The organism is Pseudomonas kitaguniensis (assembly GCF_009296165.1).
Lineage (GTDB): Bacteria > Pseudomonadota > Gammaproteobacteria > Pseudomonadales > Pseudomonadaceae > Aquipseudomonas > Aquipseudomonas kitaguniensis.
Map to the genome: position 1 here is coordinate 12,298 of NZ_VUAZ01000038.1, position 19,134 is coordinate 31,431.

The 19,134-nt window shown below is 51.3% G+C and carries 14 protein-coding genes, 1 tRNA gene and 2 pseudogenes; 3 read left to right on the forward strand and 14 right to left on the reverse strand.

Annotated features, from left to right (window positions below):
• Nucleotides 1-133: 133 nt before the first annotated feature.
• The 3 genes from F0169_RS07335 (at nucleotide 134) to F0169_RS07345 (ending at nucleotide 4,046) form a co-directional block, all read left to right on the forward strand.
• Nucleotides 134-207 (forward strand) — tRNA-Cys (locus F0169_RS07335).
• A gap of 106 nt (nucleotides 208-313) precedes the next feature.
• A complete protein-coding gene (locus tag F0169_RS07340) occupies nucleotides 314-685 on the forward strand; it encodes a hypothetical protein (RefSeq protein ID WP_241679069.1) in 372 nt (123 codons plus the stop codon).
• Nucleotides 686-947: 262 nt separating this feature from the next.
• Nucleotides 948-4,046: an autotransporter domain-containing protein gene (locus F0169_RS07345; RefSeq protein WP_152746124.1), complete on the forward strand. Its 3,099-nt coding sequence runs from the start codon at nucleotides 948-950 to the stop codon at nucleotides 4,044-4,046.
• A gap of 122 nt (nucleotides 4,047-4,168) precedes the next feature.
• On the opposite strand, the gene F0169_RS07350 is transcribed toward F0169_RS07345, so the two are convergent.
• The 14 genes and pseudogenes from F0169_RS07350 to tssI form a co-directional block, all read right to left on the reverse strand.
• Nucleotides 4,169-4,609 (reverse strand): SMI1/KNR4 family protein, encoded by a 441-nt coding sequence (locus F0169_RS07350; protein ID WP_152746125.1) that lies wholly within the window; start codon nucleotides 4,607-4,609, stop codon nucleotides 4,169-4,171.
• Between the two features lie 284 nt (nucleotides 4,610-4,893).
• Complete coding sequence (locus F0169_RS07355) at nucleotides 4,894-5,244, reverse strand: hypothetical protein (RefSeq protein WP_152746126.1); 351 nt, start codon at nucleotides 5,242-5,244, stop codon at nucleotides 4,894-4,896.
• A 694-nt stretch (nucleotides 5,245-5,938) separates the two neighbouring features.
• Nucleotides 5,939-6,412, reverse strand: a pseudogene (locus F0169_RS27760) (RHS repeat protein); the annotation flags it as partial.
• Between the two features lie 74 nt (nucleotides 6,413-6,486).
• Nucleotides 6,487-7,155 carry a YwqG family protein gene (locus tag F0169_RS07365; protein WP_152746127.1) on the reverse strand — a complete coding sequence of 223 codons (669 nt, stop codon included), beginning with the start codon at nucleotides 7,153-7,155 and terminating at the stop codon, nucleotides 6,487-6,489.
• A gap of 192 nt (nucleotides 7,156-7,347) precedes the next feature.
• Nucleotides 7,348-7,620 carry a hypothetical protein gene (locus F0169_RS07370; RefSeq protein ID WP_152746128.1) on the reverse strand — a complete coding sequence of 91 codons (273 nt, stop codon included), beginning with the start codon at nucleotides 7,618-7,620 and terminating at the stop codon, nucleotides 7,348-7,350.
• Nucleotides 7,621-7,820: 200 nt separating this feature from the next.
• Nucleotides 7,821-8,156, reverse strand: a complete 336-nt coding sequence (locus F0169_RS07375; RefSeq protein ID WP_058415348.1) for a DUF7716 domain-containing protein — start codon at nucleotides 8,154-8,156, stop codon at nucleotides 7,821-7,823.
• Between the two features lie 430 nt (nucleotides 8,157-8,586).
• A complete protein-coding gene (locus F0169_RS07385; RefSeq protein ID WP_152746130.1) occupies nucleotides 8,587-8,898 on the reverse strand; it encodes a hypothetical protein in 312 nt (103 codons plus the stop codon).
• An 887-nt stretch (nucleotides 8,899-9,785) separates the two neighbouring features.
• Entirely contained in the window at nucleotides 9,786-10,124 is a 339-nt protein-coding gene (locus F0169_RS07390; RefSeq protein WP_152746131.1) for a DUF7668 domain-containing protein, read from the reverse strand.
• Between the two features lie 297 nt (nucleotides 10,125-10,421).
• Nucleotides 10,422-10,892 carry a hypothetical protein gene (locus F0169_RS07395; protein WP_152746132.1) on the reverse strand — a complete coding sequence of 157 codons (471 nt, stop codon included), beginning with the start codon at nucleotides 10,890-10,892 and terminating at the stop codon, nucleotides 10,422-10,424.
• Nucleotides 10,889-11,854 (reverse strand): annotated as a pseudogene (locus F0169_RS07400) (RHS repeat-associated core domain-containing protein); the annotation flags it as partial. The gene F0169_RS07395 and the pseudogene F0169_RS07400, both read right to left, overlap by 4 nt.
• Before the next feature lie 83 nt (nucleotides 11,855-11,937).
• Complete coding sequence (locus tag F0169_RS07405; RefSeq protein ID WP_152746133.1) at nucleotides 11,938-12,327, reverse strand: immunity 22 family protein; 390 nt, start codon at nucleotides 12,325-12,327, stop codon at nucleotides 11,938-11,940.
• Nucleotides 12,328-12,338: 11 nt separating this feature from the next.
• Nucleotides 12,339-17,210 carry an RHS repeat-associated core domain-containing protein gene (locus tag F0169_RS07415; RefSeq protein WP_172979363.1) on the reverse strand — a complete coding sequence of 1,624 codons (4,872 nt, stop codon included), beginning with the start codon at nucleotides 17,208-17,210 and terminating at the stop codon, nucleotides 12,339-12,341.
• Complete coding sequence (locus F0169_RS07420) at nucleotides 17,207-17,992, reverse strand: DUF4123 domain-containing protein (RefSeq protein WP_152746134.1); 786 nt, start codon at nucleotides 17,990-17,992, stop codon at nucleotides 17,207-17,209. Before F0169_RS07420 ends, F0169_RS07415 begins: the two co-directional genes overlap by 4 nt.
• Nucleotides 17,937-19,134 (reverse strand): type VI secretion system tip protein TssI/VgrG (gene tssI / locus F0169_RS07425; RefSeq protein ID WP_152746135.1); only part of this gene is annotated, 1,198 nt, incomplete at its 5' end. The genes F0169_RS07420 and tssI, both read right to left, overlap by 56 nt.

Consider the following 19,134-nt stretch of genomic DNA (forward strand, 5'->3'; position numbering starts at 1 on the left):
ATGGCGCCCATCGAACGCAACGAAGCATTAAAAACTTCAATGTATTCAATGATTTAGAGTAGAGGCGCGCTTCACAGAGCCCACTCAAGTTTGTATGCGGTGAATGTCAGCAGCAAGGGCATTGACCGTTTGAGGCCGAGTAGCAAAATGGTTATGCAGCGGATTGCAAATCCGCCTACGCCGGTTCGATTCCGACCTCGGCCTCCACTCTTGAAAACCCCGTAGATTAACGTCTGCGGGGTTTTTTATTGGGTACAGGAAAGTACGGAAGCTTCAAAACCATCTCACAAACCCATTTGAAGGATCAAAAACAATGCGTTTTTTAATTGCCCCGTTGATGTTGCTCGCCTCATCTTTAGTGCTCGGTGACGAAACACAAATGAAGCAATGGGAAAAGATGGATCGTTGCTCCAATGCCGCTTTTATCGTGGTAAAAATCCTCGAGGAAAACCCAGATACCGCCAAACAAGCGCTGGCGCTATATGGCGCGGTAGAAGGCCTCAAAACCAACACAAAGTTGAAAGAAGCCACGCCGACTGCGAACGAAGTCAATGGTGCCTATAAGTTAGCGCTTCGAGTCTCTGACGGTATGCCTCGGCCTTTCGCAAAACGTGAGCATGATTGGCTGATTGCCCAAGCCGCCACCGCCTGCACTTTATGGGTCCCAAGCGGCAATGCCGAGTAATGAAGGCGGCTGGATAGCAACCGTTCGTTAAGTGATTGAGCCTGATTCGATGCGGGCTCAGAGAGTGAGCAGAGGCAGTTGAGTACTTGGGGCTGTTTTCAATCAGCGGCAACGAGCGCTTGTTCCCGCGTGTGTTGGAATGGGCAAAGTGTGTTGTATTTGCATCTTGCGCCGCCACAAATGTGTCACCGCAGATACATCGGAGTGTAAAACCTGCTTGCTAGGGTCGTCGCCTTATCTAAATAGAGTGAAGGCGTACGCTATGCGATGTAACACACCGGTTGCCCATGTCATGGCGTCTTCATTGATACTTTCACTGCTTGCCGTATCGGTTCAGGCAGCGGGCCGGGCAGGGGACGATAGAATCAACGGGGTCGATCTGCTCTCGGGATTCGATACCTTGTGGACGACCGGCGCGACGTGGGATACCGGCACGCCGACCGCCCTTGGGCAGAGTTTGCTGAGGCGCAACCTGCAAATCGTGGTCGACCGCGCCAACTCCCGCACGCTGGCGCAGGAAACCGCCGCCTACTTTGACGACCGCCGCGACCAGAGTTACAGCGCCATTAGCGGCCTTGGCTCGTTGAGCGCTGCCTACAAAGCAGGCGCGGGTGCCTTCACGACCATCACGCAATTTGACGACAGCAACAAAACCGTCAGATACGACGACAAAGGCAATGGCGCCGGCAGTTCGTCTTCGGCGCTGGGCAAAGTGGTCGACCTGGTCGGCGCGGTGCGCAACGACGCCTCTACCACGCCCGCCAAGTCGCACTATTTGTACCCGCGCCCGTGGCGCCAAAGCCTGGACGGGCAAAGCCTGGAATTCGTGGTGCAGCCTTCGTTGCGCCCGGCCAAGAGCACCACGCCGGCCAGCGACTCAGGATTTCCGAGCGGCCATACCAACGCTGCGTACTTGTCTTCCTATGCCTTGGCCTACGCGATCCCCGAACGTTTCAGCGAGTTGATGCTGCGCGCCTCGGACATTGGCGACAACCGCATTGAAGCCGGCATGCACTCGCCGTTCGATGTGATGGGCGGGCGCATTACCGCCACTTATTTCGCCATCGACAACTTGTCCAACCCTGCCAACGCGCAACTGCGCGCCGATGCTCGTGCGCAGGCACTGAGTTATTTCACGGCGCAATGCGGTGGCGACGTCAACAACTGCATGGCGTCCATCGACCCGGCGACGGACCGCACGTCCCAGCATGCCCAGGACAAGGCGCTATTTACCTCGCGCATGACCTACGGATTCAACCCGGTTGGCCCGACCAACCTGGCTGCGGTCGTGCCGGTTAACGCAGAAGTGCTGTTGGAAACCCGCTTTCCCTACCTGGATGCCAGCCAGCGCCGCGAGATTTTGGCGACCACTGAAATCTCCTCGGGCTATGCGGTGATCGATCAGTCCGGCGGTTATGGCCGCTTGAACCCGTACGCAGCGGGCGATGGTTATGCGGCATTCAATTCCAATGTCACGGTCAACATGAACGCCAGCCTCGGCGGCTACAACGCGATTGACGCCTGGCGCAACGACATCAGCGGCAGCGGCGGACTGATCAAGAACGGCAGTGGCAACCTGATGCTCACCGGCAATAACACCTACTCGGGCGGCACCGTGATCAACGGCGGCACCCTGACCGGTCACGCCCAAGCCTTCGGCAGCGGGGCCATCACCGACAACGCCACGCTGGTGGTGGATCAATCCACCAACGCGACCCTTGCCAACTCGTTGGCCGGGAACGGTGCGCTGATCAAGCGCGGCGTCGGGTCTTTGAACCTGACCGGCAACAGCAGCCTGTCGGGCGCGACGACCGTGCAAGCCGGGCGCCTGGCAGTCAACGGCAACCTCGGCAACTCCATCGTCAGCGTGCAGCAAGGCGCAACGCTGGGCGGTAACGGCAGCGTTGGCGGCATCAACGTCGCTGCGGGCGGTGTGGTTGCGCCGGGTAATTCGGTCGGCCTACTGAACGTCAACGGCGACGTCAACCTTGCGCCAGGTTCGGTCTATCAGGTGGAATCGGACGCCAACGGCAACGCGGATCGCATCGTCGCCAGCGGCCGTGCAAGCATCAACAACAGCACGCTGTCGCTGGTTGAAGGCGGTAACTGGCTGGCCGCGAGCCGCTATTCGATCCTCTCGGCAGCCGGCGGCGTCAGCGGGGCGTTCGCCACTGTGCAAACCCATTTCGCCTTCCTCACGCCGACGTTGAACTACACGGCGACTGATGTGGGGCTTACGCTTAATCGCAACGCGCAAACCTTCGCCAGCCTGGTGACAACCCGCAATGCCGCCGCCGTCGCGCAAGGCCTGGACAGCGCAGGCGCAGGCAATGCGCTGTGGCGCCAGGTGGTACAGGATGACGCGCCGACGGCACAAGCCACGTTCAATGCGCTGTCGAATGAGCTGCAGGCTTCAACGCAGTCCGCGTTGATCGAAGACAGCCAGCTGGTGCGCAATGCCATGAACGAGCGCTTGCAACAATCGCAGTCGGCACAAACCTTCGGCAGCACCCCGCAAACCCTAGCTGGCGATGCTTCGCGTGGCGTGGTGTGGACTCAAGCCATCGGCGCGACCGGCAAAACCGACAGCAGCAATGACGTGTCGGGCCTCGACACGCATACCAGCGGCATGCTGTTCGGCGCCGACGTACCGCTCAATGATACTTGGCGCCTGGGCGCGCTGGCCGGCTACAGCAACAGCCGCTTCAACCTGCGTAATGCGCCCGGTTCCACCGACAGCGATAACTATCATCTGGGCGTATATGGCGGCGCCAAGTGGGGCCAACTCGGCCTGCGCCTCGGCGCGGTACGCACCTGGCACGAGCTGACGGCCAAGCGCACGCTGGACTTGCCCGGTTCTTCCGAGCACTTCAAAGAGGATTACAAGGCGGCGACCAACCAGGTATTCGGCGAGCTGGGTTACGCCATCGAAATGGGCAATGCGCGGCTCGAACCCTTCGCCAACCTTGCGCATGTGCGACTGGACACCGACTCGTTCGATGAGAACAGCAACGCGATCAGCCTGCAGAACAAGTCCCAGAACAACCACATCACCTTCAGTACCCTGGGCCTGCGTGCCGCCACGTCTTTGAAAGCCGGCAGCGTCGCAATCAAGCCCAACGCCACACTGGGTTGGCGTCGTGCCTATGGCGACGTTACCCCCGAGAGCCGCGCAGCCTTCAGCGGCGGCGATACCTTCGAGCTGTCCGGCGCACCGATTGCGCGCAGCGCCGCAGTGCTCGGCGCTGGCGTCGATTTGGGCCTGAGCGATACCTTGACCGTGGGCGTGAGTTACGACGGGCAGGTGAGCAGCAAAACGTCTGATCAATCGCTGAACGCGCGGGTGACGTTGGCGTTTTAAGGCTGAAAGCTGCGTGCCTTGTGTGAGGCGGAGTGTCACACAAGGCAGATGCGAGAAATTTCACATGGTAGTTTCAATTAAAGAGAAATGGGGGCCTTCTATTACGCTCACACTTTTATTGCTTAACTATGGGCGAGGGCTACTTCACTTAAGAAGCTGAATAGGTTTTTGTAGTTGGTTTTGCTCCATGCTGATGTTTCGTGATCAAAAAAGAAAACCTCGGGAAGGCAACAATTATTTACTATCTCGAAGGCGTAGAAGTCGCCGCATCCATTTTCAGAAAATAGAAAATAATTTTTATGTGCGCTAGACTTTCTTTTGTTTATTTCAATTATATTGAAGTCGCTAGCATTGTCGAGAGAGTACACGATGCTAAATGCAAAATAGCCACCGCCATATTTTTTTATGAATTGAACGTACTCGTTCGGGAATCTCAACCCTAAAGATTGCTGGGAGGCAACTATAGCTCGGTCACTTGCGGTCTTATCTGCATTTAAATCAAACCAAACAGGATGGGTCTGTTCTGTTTCGGTTACCAGATTCACAAAATCAGTAAGCGTCATTTTTTCAGAAACTCCTGCTTTTTATTTGAGATTCGGTAAAATTCGCCGATTTTATCGGCACAGAATACTGCTTTATTTCCAATTTTTGGTTAAGAGGGAGGGCGCTTCGTACTTAACAAACCCTCATTATAGAGTTCATAATGCCATATTAACGTTGGCGAGGGTGTGAGTGTGCCAGCGCCTCACTAATTTAATGTGTGCCTACTTTTTTAATCGCCTTCCCGTGCTCATTTCAAATTTTGTAAAAACTATCTAAAAACACTGTCGCTCAGCCTAAGCTTGATTTACTCGTAAAGTCCCTTAGATGAATCGAGGGCATTTAACAGTTCTGTTTCAGTAGTCGAATATAGAGAAATATTTTCCTCATCTAAATCCCCCCATTCTTGCTCGTTTTCGATCGCAAGAATTAAAAGTAAACTTTTTCTTGTGTTAAAGAAATTTATAATGTCGCAAATTTCTTTTTCTCGCTCGATATGATCGTTTTGAAAGAGCTGACATGTATAAAAGAAACCTTTGTCGCCTGCTGCCAGCTTTTTCTGACTGCCAATAAGCGACATCTTAAATCGCTGATGTAGAAATTTTGCGAATTCGATGTCGCTAATCTGGGATGCGGAGGCAATACATACCTTGGTCATTAATTAAAAGCTCTTATGAATGAATAGTCGTGAGCGCATAATAAACCTATCTTGTTTTTTTATTCTTCTGGCGAAAGGTACCATCTGATAAATTCAAAAAAACCACTCCATTTTGGAGGAATTAGGCCGGATACGAATTCTTTTTGTTGGCCTAAATCGAAATCCCATACACCGCCACTATCTTTGTCGAGCAAGTATGCACCTTCTCCTTGTAGAGATGTGAAGGCTACATAGTTTTCTGGAAGCTCCCACATGTCTTGGACAAATTCAGTACCCGATAGGATCTCCTCTGTGGGTTCAGATAGGTCGCAGATATATTCGTTGGATACGGAACTTTTAAATTCTGCTGGAATGTAATTAATAAAATTTCGCCAAACTCGCTGTCTTGAGAGACTCCAAGGTTTTTAGGGGTGCTTAATGCGAGCTCTTTGTTGGTTCTATTTATGCTGCATGGCTGTTTTTCTATCAGTCTAACTAAGTCTTCGGGAATCATTTTTTTACCTCGGCTGAGCGGTCCTTCCAATATTGAGGAATCTCATTGTCAAATCTATCCCTATCTACAGGGTGAAGTTTTTTTCATTTTTGTATGGATGAAGTGACTTTCCTCCTTGAGCTCTCTTTACCCTGTGAGTCTTCCGGGATAACTCGAATATAGGGCCTTTTCCATTTTGCTTTGAGTGGTGAGGGTGTAATTGTCCGGCGTTAAAAAACGTCCACTGCCCGAATTGTAGTAGCGATGCTGGTTGTAATGTAACCCCCTCGACGTATCGAAATACTGCCCCTAAAAGCGCAGAGGATTATCGATCTTTGCTCCACCCAGTGTAGCCTGGTTATCATACGCCTCGTATTTCGCTGATCACATGATGTCGTCGATTTAGTCGGTAAGCTCCTGCGGCGGGTAAAGTTGCCGGGTTCGTGGATGTACGTGCGATAGTGGTTCTCAGCACTCTCAGCAAACAGCTGCTCGCATGGTGGCCATCGACCGTCTTGGCGATACGGCGTCCAAATGCATCGTATTGGCACACCGCTGTCCTGCCGCCGGGGAGGGCGGCGCCGATCAGGCGTAACGGGCTTCCGTGACCAGCTAATGCCCAGCGCCGCGCCGTTCACGAATTTGGTTGCCATACGTGCCATAGTCGCAATTACTGACGCCCTGCATCAGCGGGCGAATGACATGCGCTCTGATCTGAACTAAGGTTACTATCCATCCAGGTATTGGATTTTATGGTTTTATCAGTCGCATCACTGTGTAATGATATATACGCTGTTATCATTGTCATTAGCCGTCCGGCCAAAGAAGAAAGATTCATTTTGATTAAAGAACGTGTAATTTATTTCCTTTCTGTCTTTTACTCCGCCAAATATATCCATTTCTTTTTGTGGGGGAGCTCCCTCTAATATTTCAAAAGTTTGATCTTTCTTTATTTGAAAGATAAAGTTTACGCTTTCACCTTCATATGTCGAAGGCGCTTCATCCTCAATCGTCCAGTTTGGTGACAGTCCAGCCCAACCGAAAATATCGCTATCTTCGCTATCTTCGATGGACGAAAACGTCAAATATTGTTTTTTTACTCTTGGATCTTTGGCTTTTATTGTTTGTGCAGTCTCGGTTCTAAACAGATAAGCTTTAAATAGCTCTTGATAGTCCCTCAAAAAACCACTGGGTATTACTGCGCCCTTTAGATCCGACTTTAGCATCCTAGGTATCGTAAGGTTCTCGTCAAACTCTGCTGTAGCGCTGAAAAAGCTGAGGGTGTATCCACTGAATCTATGTGGCTCAGAGAATTGGATTGTAAAGAAAAAAGTAAGCGCTATATTGTTCTTGCTTGTGGGATATTCACACCCTAAAGGGAGTACGGGATTGCCGCCAATATAAGATTCCGTTTTTATTTCTGTTTTTTTAATTAACATAGATGTGTTCCTTGATTTTCTGAAGTCTTACTAAGCTTTGAACTATATTAAGTTTAATCTTATGAGGTCGTCGATATGGATGCTTCTTCTTCTATTCATGCGCGCCGGTCAGTCTTGCTATTGCTCTACTGAGCATCCCAACATGATCGGGAAAAGTCTGATTAGTCACGTGGGGTGAGCCCATGCCGAAAACTAAATGCTTAGCAGCCAGAGCTCGCACTGCTTGAGTTTTGCACTGTCATTCAGGTTGTGAGAGATTTTTTTGTCTATTTCTTGAAACTGTTTCGGTTTGTTCTGTTCGTAAAACATCAACCAGCTTTCTCTGCCATTGTGTTCTATCATAAATTCCCGCTTGTCAGCTTTAATGGTCAGTGACCAAGAGGAAAAGAAATTTGAATGGTCTGAAAATACTTTGACTCTGAAACCACAGCGATTTACTACGTGGTAGAGCTCTGTCTTATTCATGAAGTTATCCTCAATTATTCCGTCTTCTCTACGATTCCTTCAGCAATACCAGATAGATGCTTGTACCTTCCTGACGCGAATCACATCGCGTTTTTTGACAATTAAGTATTATCTAATGATTGTTCTGTCGATTTGATGTGGCTGAATTTATTAAAATTTCCAGTAATTTTCATTGCATAATTAAATGAATGTAATCCGTTTCATAAGCTCATGAATTGGTCGTGTGCGTTGTAGTATTTTATAGCGTCTAAAATTTCGTCGTTTGTGATTGTAGGTTTTTGCTTTAGTGCGGAAAATAATACGTCTTCCAGGAGTTCGTCTGTAAACCAGAATTCAAGACCTTTTCTTGTAATTATCTCCGGAAATATTTCTTCGTCATCGTCCGTTATTTGAGAATACTCTTCGATGAGACACTGATCATCGAGTGTTACGCGGTCTGATCTGCCTCTCCCATAAACACAATAAGGAAACGTTTTTTTCTGAATTTTTACATGATTAATCAATTCGAAGAGTGTTACGGTCTGGCTTAGCTGCATGTGAGAGCTCCATTTTTTTCGACCCCGCTGTCAGTATGCGGCAGTTTACACCTTGTTCATCATCCATAGGCATATAGAAGCTCATCAACTATAGCTAACTCTAGCCACTGGGATTGTATCGGATTGAATTTTCGAATATGCTCTAGCACTGCCCTAATGGATACCTGCCGCAGCAAGTTCCCTGTTATCTCAATGAGGTTTTCGTATTCGGGGTCTTTGCCTTTTAAATATTTGTTTATCAAGTCTATCAGAGCTGCGCGTGCCTGATGGCCGGTTAGCATTTTATCTCCCATTAAAACAGGGGTATTGTTGACTTTACTGCCTATTGAATGAATCTATTCTACTCGTAGAAGCGTATCGCGCATGTAGAAAAATTGAGAATTTATAACGTTTTTAAGCTTGTAATATTTGATATCGTATGTGTAAATCTTCAGGACTTTAAAATCTCAATTAAGGGGTTTTTGAATTTCAAATGTGTTTCAAAGCTAATCCGATCTGAAAATTTAAAATTCTCAATAGAGCTCAAAATCCAGTGCGCGTGTAGCTCTGTAAATAGCTTATCCCATTTCGCTTCTCTCGCAATGTGTTCTGGGAGAACAATTCCGTTAAAGCCGTAGCCATTGCCCTCGATAAAGATGAAGAATTTATCTTCGTAGCAATAACCAATTATCTTTGGCCAATCTGGGCTGTTCGAGATTTTCGGTTCAGCATCTTTTTTTGCAATAACATAAAAATCTCTCATTATTAATGCGCCTAATTTGTCCCAAATTTGCGGTTTAAGTATATTTAATTAGCGTTATTTTAGCCATCGTCCCTATACGCTTCCATAACTAGTTCCAGGCCTCTATTGCAAGGGGTACTCCTTCAGCGCGAGCGCCTGCTTTGACGCCGCTCTCAATATCATTCGTCGCTTGTAAGCTTTTCTAAAAAATCGGCGAAAGAGCTGGCTAAGAAAATACTCGCTTTAGCGGGGGCGTCATAGTGCTCTGATTCATAAAAATAGATGGTTCCGAGCTGAGCTTCGTAGGTGGAGAAACAAAAGTAGTCTCATCCTGCGTCAGCAGCAAAAGGAACTAGGTCTTTCGGCATTAGAAGATTTCAAAAAAATGTATCTTTATAGTTTGATTCAATGGTGTAATTCCAGTACTTCAATGGTGGGAATTCATTTATTTTATAGCCTTTTCCATTTAGTTTAAATGGTTTGGTTTCACAGTGGCATTCATTATTTTTTTGTAAAAGTCTTTTATTTTTTTTCAGGGGTATTATGTTTGTCTGGTGTTCGATTTCTTTTATGTCAGCGTCCGTTATTGGTTTTTTTAGATTCGCTTGTGATCATGTTGACGGCTTCGTATCACTATATTACTGCGTGGTTGGTTTTACATTCGCTTGCTGAAAATTCTAATGAATATTGGATGTATGAGGCGCGTACTGTAGAGGCTATAAAGGCGATTTTTTTGCTGTAGAGTTAGAATCACTTAAATGATGTCAAACCTATGTCTAAGGATTTGGCGTATCAATGCTCATCTTTTAAGTTTTTGAATAAGCCGTGCGATTGTGTTAAATAATTAGCCTCCTATGGCATTAGCTTTTGTGCTGTTGCTGACATTATTGAGGCGGACTTACAGGTGCTTATAAAACGCGCAGGTCGGTCATCTGAAGCGCAGGCTTGCTTTCCTTGCATGATAATTCCAAGGAAATAGTCAGATCGCTCATTCCTTCTTCTTGCGTCCATAGAGGCACATCTATGGCCATGCCTGAGCCATCGTTGTAATTGTAAGTATCTATTTTTTCTAAAAAGCTATTAGGAGGTAATATCAGTGTATTGCCGTATTCGGAGAGTTTAGACTCAACGTCCTCTTTGTTAAGCCTGCCGTACCAATTTCTTTCGGAGATTTTTGCATGATCACCATTAACTAGTGCGTCAATGAGTTCGATTATCTCTATTTCCAAGTGCTTGTCGATATTCATTCTCATATATTTCTACATATTTGGATTAAAGTCTGCGACTAATCATTGATCGCCCTAATGTGCTCGTCCGTATTTTGAAATAAATTTTTATCATATTTATTTATAGTAGCACTGCATAGTGATATAAACGTAATTTTTGTCCGATTTTATAAGCTTCCCTGCGCCTACTCGGAGTTAAGCCGGTATTAATTTGCAACGCCGAGCGCCTCTTGCGCATAGGGGGCAAGGAGGTAATATCAAGTTTTTGTTTTTAGCATATACCCAGTTAATTCAACTAACTCAATAGCGGCGTTTGTGCTAGAGTTTCTCAAGCTCAAATGGGCAGCCGTTATTTTTAATGCGATTTAGTTCTTGTTCAAAGGAGTACTTTAAAACGTTTTCTTTGTTCTTGTCATATTCTTTTCTTAGTAGTCTAAATAATGTTCCTATATGTTTTTTGCTTTTTTCGTCGAGCGCACTTATAAGGTCGTAGTCATCAATTGATAAAATAGGATTTTTTTGTTTCAGTACGTAGTACGCGCTTATATTACGTAGCAAACCGGCTGCATCAGCGTAATTTTCATGGAGATATTTTACATATTCTTCGAAGATATTGGTTAATAAAGACGATGCTGCTTTTTGGTTTTTTAAAACACCACACATTTCTTGCCAATTGCTTATGTAAAGATGGTCGCCCCAATCAGAACCCCGGGCAAAATAAATTCCATTTCCTTTAAAGAATTCGGAGACCTCATGTTGATCTAGAGCGGTTTCGAACGTAGACCTCATTGGAATTTTTCCCAGTGATGAAAATTTTTCAGCAACGTACTGATATCGCTGTTGTGGGTGACGCTTTCCGAGCCGATTAAAGCTGCTTCCTTTGTTCCACTTTTTGTAGCGCCGCCGGGGACCCATTCATTCGGGTACGCACCATTTTCTTTGCCGTTTGGCATTTCATAGCTGAACCGCGGATCATCGGGTTTTACTTTGACAATATATATGCCTTCGCCTTCGAGTGTTTTTGCGCCGAGATTGAGTTCTTTGTTGAGAACGTTCCAGTCGTCGCCCGCAGCTCGGTACTTCGCGACAACATCTTCCATTTCAGAGGTCAGACCTACAAATTTCCGCTGCGGAAAACTTGGGTAGCTTGAACTGGTGATACAGCTTTCAATTACCACAAAGGATCCTCCCTCTTTTGCAAAAAGCGCCTTGCGAGCGTTGATGTAGCTGTCAGGCAGATAATCAGCCGGATTCGGCGGTCGATCCACCTTATTCATATCAATAATTTGATCGAATTTTTCCTGATTCATTGGTAAGTGGTCAGGCTTGGTTGCATTGGTCGAGTTAGTCGGTCGTTTCTGACTTGGCTCCGGACAACTCGAACTCAACCTCAACGGATCCACCCACCCCGTAGGATTAGGCACGTACTGGAAGTTATTCAGCCCACCCGCAAGCTTGATTGGATCCGGGGTCAAAAACCTTCCGCTGCCCGGATTGTAGTAGCGATGCCGGTCCCCGTCTCCGCATCGAAATACTGCCCCTGAAAGCCCAGCGGGTTGTCGATTTCCGCCACATCGAGCGTGACGGGGCGCCATACGCTGCGCAGACAACAAGATGTCTACGCTTTAGTCAGTAAGCTCCTGCGGTGTGTTCAGATGATCAACTTGATAGTAGAGCGGAGTCGCTTTCAGCGGGGCTTTGCCATCGAGCATCTCGATCGTGCGAAAGGTGCCAGGGTCATTAAGAAAACTTTCTTCTTTTCATCTGTGTTGCTGTAAAATACGGAACTTTTTTAATGCGCAGAAAATATACCATTCTATTTTTTTGAAAGACGTCACGCCCTATATTCAAAGCTTCCGCGATATGTAAATAGAACGTTTCTTATAGTGGTGTTTTTAGGTGTGCCTGAGAACGAGTAGTCGTAAATTGCAACGATAGTATCTATTGGGGATTCGGTCGGAGGGGTGTTTTTATTTTTCATATCAGACACTATGTCTGAGTCATATGAACATCCCTCAATAGCTTTAATTAGAGAGTGAGTCGGGTCAATTTTATCGGCTTCGATAGTGTCGTCGTCAATAAAGCCCAGTGAGAATGCATTGCTGAATTCGGAACCGAGAAAGTCGCCATCTTCAGAGTACTCAGGGCTCACTACATCTTGAAGCGTGGACGATGCCCAACCGGTGCTTGCAGTCCAAATTGAGACGATTTCTTTCGAGCTCATTTTCAGTTTCCTCAATTTTTTAGTCCTGAAGGCAGGGCGTCAGATCCGCCTTCCAATCGCCGTCCAGCCCATTCATTAAGGCCTTTCCGGAACTCGCTATAATCTTTGGAGTTGTCGATAACCTTAAGGATCTCATTATGCGCTTTTGTCGATCCTTTGCCGCCGTGGTGACCGCTCGGATTTACAAATTTAACGTTCGATATCGCAGTTCGTAGTTCATAAATTTGCTCTGCATCGACCCCCCAGCGCTTGAATATATCTGCTCTCGAAACCATATGCCATTCGTGCATTCTGCCCGGATATCTTAGTCTGGCCTTGATAGAATTTTGATAGGTTTTGTTAGACCAAACCGTATCAAAATCGTTAGGCGTTAGCTCGTTGAACCACTTACTAAATGCACCTCCTTTTACACTAGGAACACTGCCGCCAGGAACCAATTCCTCTAGGGATTTCGTTTTAGAAGTACCGCTAGGCACCCCTGGGCAGACCACTGGTATTGTTTCCAACCCCAACGGATCCACCCACCCCGTAGGATTAGGCACGTACTGGTAGTTATTCAACCCACCCGCAAGCTTGATTGGATCCGGCGTCAAAAACCTTCCGCTGCCCGGATTGTAGTAGCGATGCCGGTTGTAATGTAACCCCGTCTCCGCATCGAAATACTGCCCCTGAAAGCGCAGCGGGTTGTCGATCTCAGCCACATCCAGCGTAGCCAGGTTGCCATACGCTCGGTATTTCGCAGACCACATGATGTCGCCGCTGTAGTCGGTTAGCTCCTGCGGTGTGCCCAGGTGATCAAGTTGGTAGTAGAACGGCGTCGCCTTCAGCGGGCCTTCGCCATCGAGCATCACCAGCGGGCGGAAGGTGCCGGGTTCATAGATGTACGTGCGATAGCGGTTGTCGGCACTCTCAGCAATCAGCCTCTCGCCTTGCCACAAAAATTCTGTGGTGTGGCCATCAACCGTTTTGGCGATACGGCGCCCAAACGCGTCGTATCGATACGCCGCAATGCTGCCGTCGGGGAAGGTGACGCCGATCAGTCGGTGCTGGCAGTCGTAACGGTATTGCGTGACCAGTTTCTGCCCAGCGCCACGGCGCTCGCGGATCTGGTTGCCATACGCGTCATAGTCGTAATGACGATCACCCTGCATTAGCAGGCGGTTGCCTTTGACGTTGGCCAGGCTCGCCACCGGCTGATCACCCTGATCGAGCAAGTTGCCTGAGGGGTCATGAGCGAAGCTTTCCGGCGTGGCGCCACGTACTTTGATCAGCCGATCGAGCGGGTCGTAATGAAAGCTGCGATTGCCTTTACGGCTGTCGTCGATTCCGGCCAGGTTGCCATTGGCATCGTAGGCATAACGCCGCCGGTACAGTTGGTGCTCCTGTTGGCTGACGCTGTGAGCTTGCAGACGGCCCTGTTCGTCATATTGATATTGGCTGAGCAACAGACCTTGTTGGCGCTGGCGTTCAAGGCCGGCGCTGAACTGGTGGCTGGTCAGGCGCGAGCCGTTCAGGTCGATGCGGCTGAGTTGGCCGCCGGGCTGGTGATGGCAATCGAGGGTGCTGCCGTCGGGCAGGCGGCAGTGGCTCAGTTGGCCGAGCTTGTCGTATTCGTAGCGCGTGGTGCCCCAGCCTTGATGCTCGGTGATGAGCCGGTCTTGCACGTCGTACTCGTAGGCCAGCGGCCAGTGGCCGTCATCGACGTTGACCAGACGACCGAGGGCGTCGTAGCTGTAGTGAATGGCTTCACCGTCCGCCAGGGTTTTCACCAGCAGGCGGCCTGCGGCATCGCGCTGGTACTCGGTGACGAGTTCGCTGTCGTCATCACCGAACTCGGTTTTCTTCAGCAACTGGCCGTTGAGGTCGTATTCGTAGGCGGTGCGACGCCCATCGAAACCGGTCTCCTGTTGGATCAGGCCGTTGCTGTAGTAGTCGAGTTGGTAGTGCTCGCCACGTTCGTTTTCGATGTCGCTGAGCAGCAGTCGCGCGTTGTCGTAGCGATACTGCAACTGGCTGCCGTCGGGGTTGATGCGACGGCTGACCAGGTGCAGGCCATCGGCGTATTCATAGCGCGTGACGCGGCCGAGCTCATCGCGTTCGGCGGTGACGTTACCGTAGGGGTTGTAGCTGAACGCGCGCGTGGCGCCACCGGGCAGGGTGACGTTCGCCAGGCGGTTGGCGGCGTCCCATTGGTACTGCGTAATCGCGCCGGTTTCTTCCTGGCGGGTGATTTGCCGGCCGAGTTCATCGTAGCGGTATTTGCGCTGACCACCGTTGGGCAGGCGCTCCTCCAACAATTGGCCGAGGTTGTTCCAGCCGAGCTGATGCAGGCTGCCATCGGGATGGCGGATTTCCAGCAGGCGCCCCTGCGGGTTGTAGCGGTAGAAGGTTGAGTTGCCTTGCGGGTCGACCTGTTCGGTGATGTCGCCTCGCTCGTTGCGCCAGTAGATCCACTTTGCAGGGCCGCGATTCACCACGCGTACAAAGCCGTTGTGATACTCGTACGTGGTCGGCAGGTCTTCCGGCGGGATCACCGCCACCAAGCGCCCGGCTTCGTTGTACTGGTACTCGGTGACGGCGCCCAACGGGTCTTTTTCAGCGATCAGCCGGCCTTTATCGTCGTAGGCCTTGAGGTGTTCGGCGCCGTCGGGGTCGACCTTGGCGATGAGCCTGGCCTGGTCATCGTGCGCATAAACTTCCTGGCTGCCGTCGGCGTTGGTGACGGTAACACTGCCGTTGTCATCCCAGGCGTAGCGCGAATCCATCTGCGAGAAGCTCGCCCAGTGATGGATACAGCGGGCCGACTTGCCTTGATTTTCCCATTCCCAGTAAAAACTTGCGCCGCCGGCCAGTTGGCGTTCAAGGATGACGTGCTGATCGTTGTACGCGTAGCGCTCTGCTTCACCGGCAGCGTTTTTTGCTTCGATGAGCCGGTGTTGAGCGTCGTAGCGGTAAGTGACCAGCGTTTGAATGTTGTTCCAGCAATCTTCCAGATTGTCCGCCGGCAGGAACTGCTGGTAATCAATGCCAACGATGTGTTTTAGGTTGTAGCGAATAAGCAGCGCACGGCCGGCGCCGTTGTCGACTCGTTTGATCCGCCCCTGCAGGTCGCGTGTGATGTGCAGGCGGTTCTGGTACTTGTCGCTGATGGCGATCAGCGCCGCACCCTTGTTGTCGTAACGAAAGTGGTAAAACTGCGGCGTTTCACCGGCCTGGGTGAGTATCAGCTCAGACGCATCGTCGCCGAGAAAAATCGCTGCTTCAGAGAGGCTGTTGGTAATCGCCGGGCGCTGCACGCTCGGCAACGGAAAGGTGGTGACGCGGTTCTCGTGGTCGGTCCAGATGACCTCGTCACCTTTGATGTCGACGCGTTGCGCAAGTGCATGGCTCCAGCCGTAACCCAGGCCACAGTCGATTTCGGCAGCGCTGGTTCGATACAGACGGGTCCAATTGAAGGGCAGCAATCCGTCGAGTTCGCCGTCGGTGAGGGTCAGCAGTTCTTCGCCGGTCACCATCGAAACCGGGCAACCGTCAGTGCAGGTGTTCTTCGCGCTGGTGGCGGCCTTGTCGTCCGGCGTTTTGGACTGGCTAGGCGCGTCGTCGACCGTCTCCTTGCGTTCCAGCCTGGTCTGGTTGGTGGTTTTCTTGCGCGGGAACGACGCGGCGTCTTTCACTTGCTGTTTCGGTGTATCCGTGGTCTTCGGCACCTGGCTTTTTGAGCCGTTGGCCGCCGCTTCATCAATCTTCAGCGCCGCTGTTTTCGTCGGCGCCATGGGTACGTTTTTGGCACTGGCGATCAGCGGCTTTGACACTTCGGCGTGCGCCGGCAAGCTGTGTTCACGACTCAGCTTCATCAGTGTCGCCGCCAGCTCTTCCAGGTACTTGATCGCCTCCCCGGACTTGACCGCAGACAGCGTTTTAGTCCCCACGCGCACGGCGATACCGGCCCCGCCAGTCAGGCAGATCCCCAGCACCACGTTGATCAAAAACTCGGATGCGATGGCGGTCACCACATCCACGACGACTTGCGGTGGCAGCATGCCGACCCATGCCACGATGGCCGAAATGTAGATGAACATCAGTGGCTCGTCGCTGAGGATCAACAATCCGGAGGCGATTGATTCCTTCGACGCCGCGTAGAGTTTGTCGATCTCGACGTCCGACAGGTATTTACGCAGCTTATTCAGATTTTCTTTCGGGTGAGCGAGCAGCTCAAACAAGCTCTTGATGTCGTCCCACAACCGCAGCAGGGCTTTTTCCAGGCCGTCCATTGCGCGCTTCAACAAGATCACTGCGCGACCGCTGCGATCTGCCGCCGAGTAGCTGGCCCACTGTGGTTGAAATTTGCCGGACCACTCGCTTTGCAGCCAGCCGTTGAGCTTGCCGATCACGCCTTGATAGGAGTTGTAGAGCGCTTTTACGTCATTTTGGGAAACGTTGGGGAAAAACGTGATGCGGTACAGTTGGCCTTTTTTGCAGCCGTCGATGACCTTGATACCGGTTGGGCCAATGGTGGTTTCAATCACCGGGCCCGTCACGTCGTCAGACATGATGCCTTTGGTCACCGGTTCAAGCCGCACCGGGGTGTTGCCGATCGGCACAAAACGCGCCGAGTCGAACATGTGGATCAGCGTGAAGTCGCCAGCGAGCGGGCAGGTGGCATAGGTTTTTACCGCATCGGTCTTGGTTTTGCGCTGGGTGATGCTGACCTCATTGCCGACTTTGAACGTCTGGTCCACGTCCAGCGCCCAGCCTGTCCAGAAGCCGTCCGCCCATTCCTTATAGTCACTCAGGCAATGGTTGAAGTCCTTGAGGATCAGGCTCACGTCAGGGGTTTTGGCGTCCAGCACGCGCAAAACCAGGGTGCCAATCGGGCTATTCATGACGTGACTTCCTTAGTCAGATGAGCCGCAAGGCGCTCTGCCATATCTTCTGTATTGGGTTGTTGACGCACAAAACGCTCGACTTTGCGACGCAGGTTGCTTTCGGGGAAGGCGAAAAATAGCGCTGGGCAATCCTCACCGAGCCACTGCATCAGGTTGTCGACGAGCATGTTGTGATCTTTTTCAACTAACGCATCAAGCAGCGCCTGCGGGATTTCCCACCAGGGCCAGTCCTGCGCTTTCGGCACCACTCGCGGCCCGACTTCCAGGCTTCGGCCATTGATTAAGTAGCGATCAAACACCGGCAAGATGTCGCCGGCTTCAGCGCCTAAGCGTTGAATAATCGGGTAGAGGTGCCGGCCGTCCCAGAACCGGAAAAACACCAGGGTACCGTCGGGCATTTTGACTTGGGTGAGGCTGCGTAGATGCTCGAAGACCACATTCGGCTCGCTACGGGATACCGCGAGCCAGCCCCAGTCTTGGGCATCAGTGCCTGCAATCCAGTCGAGATAAGCCGAGTTATCGCTCAGTTCAGCAAGGTAGGGCATCACCGGCTGCCAGGACGCGTAAGGCGTGCCGTTCCAGAGCGGGGTGAGCTGCGGCGTGGTTTCAATCTGGTAAAGGCTTTTAAGCGCGTCGGCATCGCTGGCCGCGCTGACAATCAAATACAGCCGTTCGCCTGCCTGTAGCGGCCGTTCTGCGAGCCAGGCGTGGGGCGTCAAAAGGTCAGATTGCACAGGCACCGTCCTTGCATTTTTCACATTCTTCGCAGAACGGCGCATTGCGTTTCAGCGTATTGATTTGTGCCGGGGTGAGTACCGCACCGGCCTTGTCGCCGTCAGCTTGTTTCAGCACGCCCGGCAACAGCGGCGCCGCCGGTGTGCCGCTGCCAGGGCTGCCACCGGTATTCACATTCACCACCGGCCCGCTGAACACCACGCCGCTGCCATCAATCTTGATAAAACTGCCACCGGCCTTGAGCGTCAGCTCACTGCCGGCTTCCAGCACCACCTTCAAGCCGCTGCTCAGGTGAATCTCCTGGCTGGCCTCAACGAACTGCCCGGTGCCGATTTTGACGTGCTGGTTGACCGCAACCGTCAGGTGGTCGTCTGCGCGCGCTTCAACTTTGCGGTCGGCGTAGACGGTGTGGTGTTCCTCGGTTTTGAATTCGCTGTAGGTGTTGGCTTCAACGGTGTCGTGGCGTTCGTTGCCGACCCTGATTTTTTGGTCGTGCTCGATGTTTTCATCCCAGTCGCGCTGGGCGTGCAGGAAGATTTGTTCCTGGCCTTTTTTGTCTTCGATGCGCAGCTCGTTAAAACCGCTGCCGCCGGGCGAACTCAGGGTCTTAAAGGTGCTGCGCGTCTTGTTGGCGGGCAGGTCGTAGGGGACGACGTTTTCCTTGTGGTACAGGCAGCCGCTGATCAGTGGCTGGTCGGGGTCGCCTTCAAGAAAGCTCACCAGCACTTCCATGCCGACACGCGGGATGGCGATGCCACCGTAGTGTGCGCCGGCCCAAGCGGAAGAAACGCGCAGCCAGCAGCTGGTTTTGTCGTCGGCCTGGCCTTCGCGGTCCCAGTGAAATTGCACTTTGACGCGACCGTATTGATCGCAGTGTATTTCTTCGCCTTTGGGCCCGGTGACCACGGCACTTTGGCTGCCGAGGATGCGCGGTTTGGAGTGTTTCAACGGTGGCCGGTTCGGCACGTCCCATGGGGTTGCCAGGAAGCGGTTGCGATAGCCCTGATGGAAGTCGTCCTTGAGCGCGGTGGTGTCGCTTGTCACCGACTCTTCCAGCACGTGCGGCTGTTTGCCTTCGTGGATTACTTCGGTGAGCAGCCAGAGGTCGTTCCAGTGGGCTTTGCTGTGTTGGGTCAGGGCCAGGAAGTGGCCGCTGACCAGCAATGGCTGGTCGCTTTTACCCTCG

What these genes read in the sequence shown, in the direction of transcription:
- F0169_RS07340 (WP_241679069.1), top strand. Translation starts at nt 314, where the DNA reads ATGCGTTTTTTAATTGCCCCGTTGATGTTGCTCGCCTCATCTTTAGTG.
- F0169_RS07345 (WP_152746124.1), top strand. Translation starts at nt 948, where the DNA reads ATGCGATGTAACACACCGGTTGCCCATGTCATGGCGTCTTCATTGATA.
- F0169_RS07350 (WP_152746125.1), bottom strand. Translation starts at nt 4,609, where the DNA reads ATGACGCTTACTGATTTTGTGAATCTGGTAACCGAAACAGAACAGACC.
- F0169_RS07355 (WP_152746126.1), bottom strand. Translation starts at nt 5,244, where the DNA reads ATGACCAAGGTATGTATTGCCTCCGCATCCCAGATTAGCGACATCGAA.
- F0169_RS07365 (WP_152746127.1), bottom strand. Translation starts at nt 7,155, where the DNA reads ATGTTAATTAAAAAAACAGAAATAAAAACGGAATCTTATATTGGCGGC.
- F0169_RS07370 (WP_152746128.1), bottom strand. Translation starts at nt 7,620, where the DNA reads ATGAATAAGACAGAGCTCTACCACGTAGTAAATCGCTGTGGTTTCAGA.
- F0169_RS07375 (WP_058415348.1), bottom strand. Translation starts at nt 8,156, where the DNA reads ATGCAGCTAAGCCAGACCGTAACACTCTTCGAATTGATTAATCATGTA.
- F0169_RS07385 (WP_152746130.1), bottom strand. Translation starts at nt 8,898, where the DNA reads ATGAGAGATTTTTATGTTATTGCAAAAAAAGATGCTGAACCGAAAATC.
- F0169_RS07390 (WP_152746131.1), bottom strand. Translation starts at nt 10,124, where the DNA reads ATGAATATCGACAAGCACTTGGAAATAGAGATAATCGAACTCATTGAC.
- F0169_RS07395 (WP_152746132.1), bottom strand. Translation starts at nt 10,892, where the DNA reads ATGAGGTCTACGTTCGAAACCGCTCTAGATCAACATGAGGTCTCCGAA.
- F0169_RS07405 (WP_152746133.1), bottom strand. Translation starts at nt 12,327, where the DNA reads ATGAGCTCGAAAGAAATCGTCTCAATTTGGACTGCAAGCACCGGTTGG.
- F0169_RS07415 (WP_172979363.1), bottom strand. Translation starts at nt 17,210, where the DNA reads ATGAATAGCCCGATTGGCACCCTGGTTTTGCGCGTGCTGGACGCCAAA.
- F0169_RS07420 (WP_152746134.1), bottom strand. Translation starts at nt 17,992, where the DNA reads ATGCGCCGTTCTGCGAAGAATGTGAAAAATGCAAGGACGGTGCCTGTG.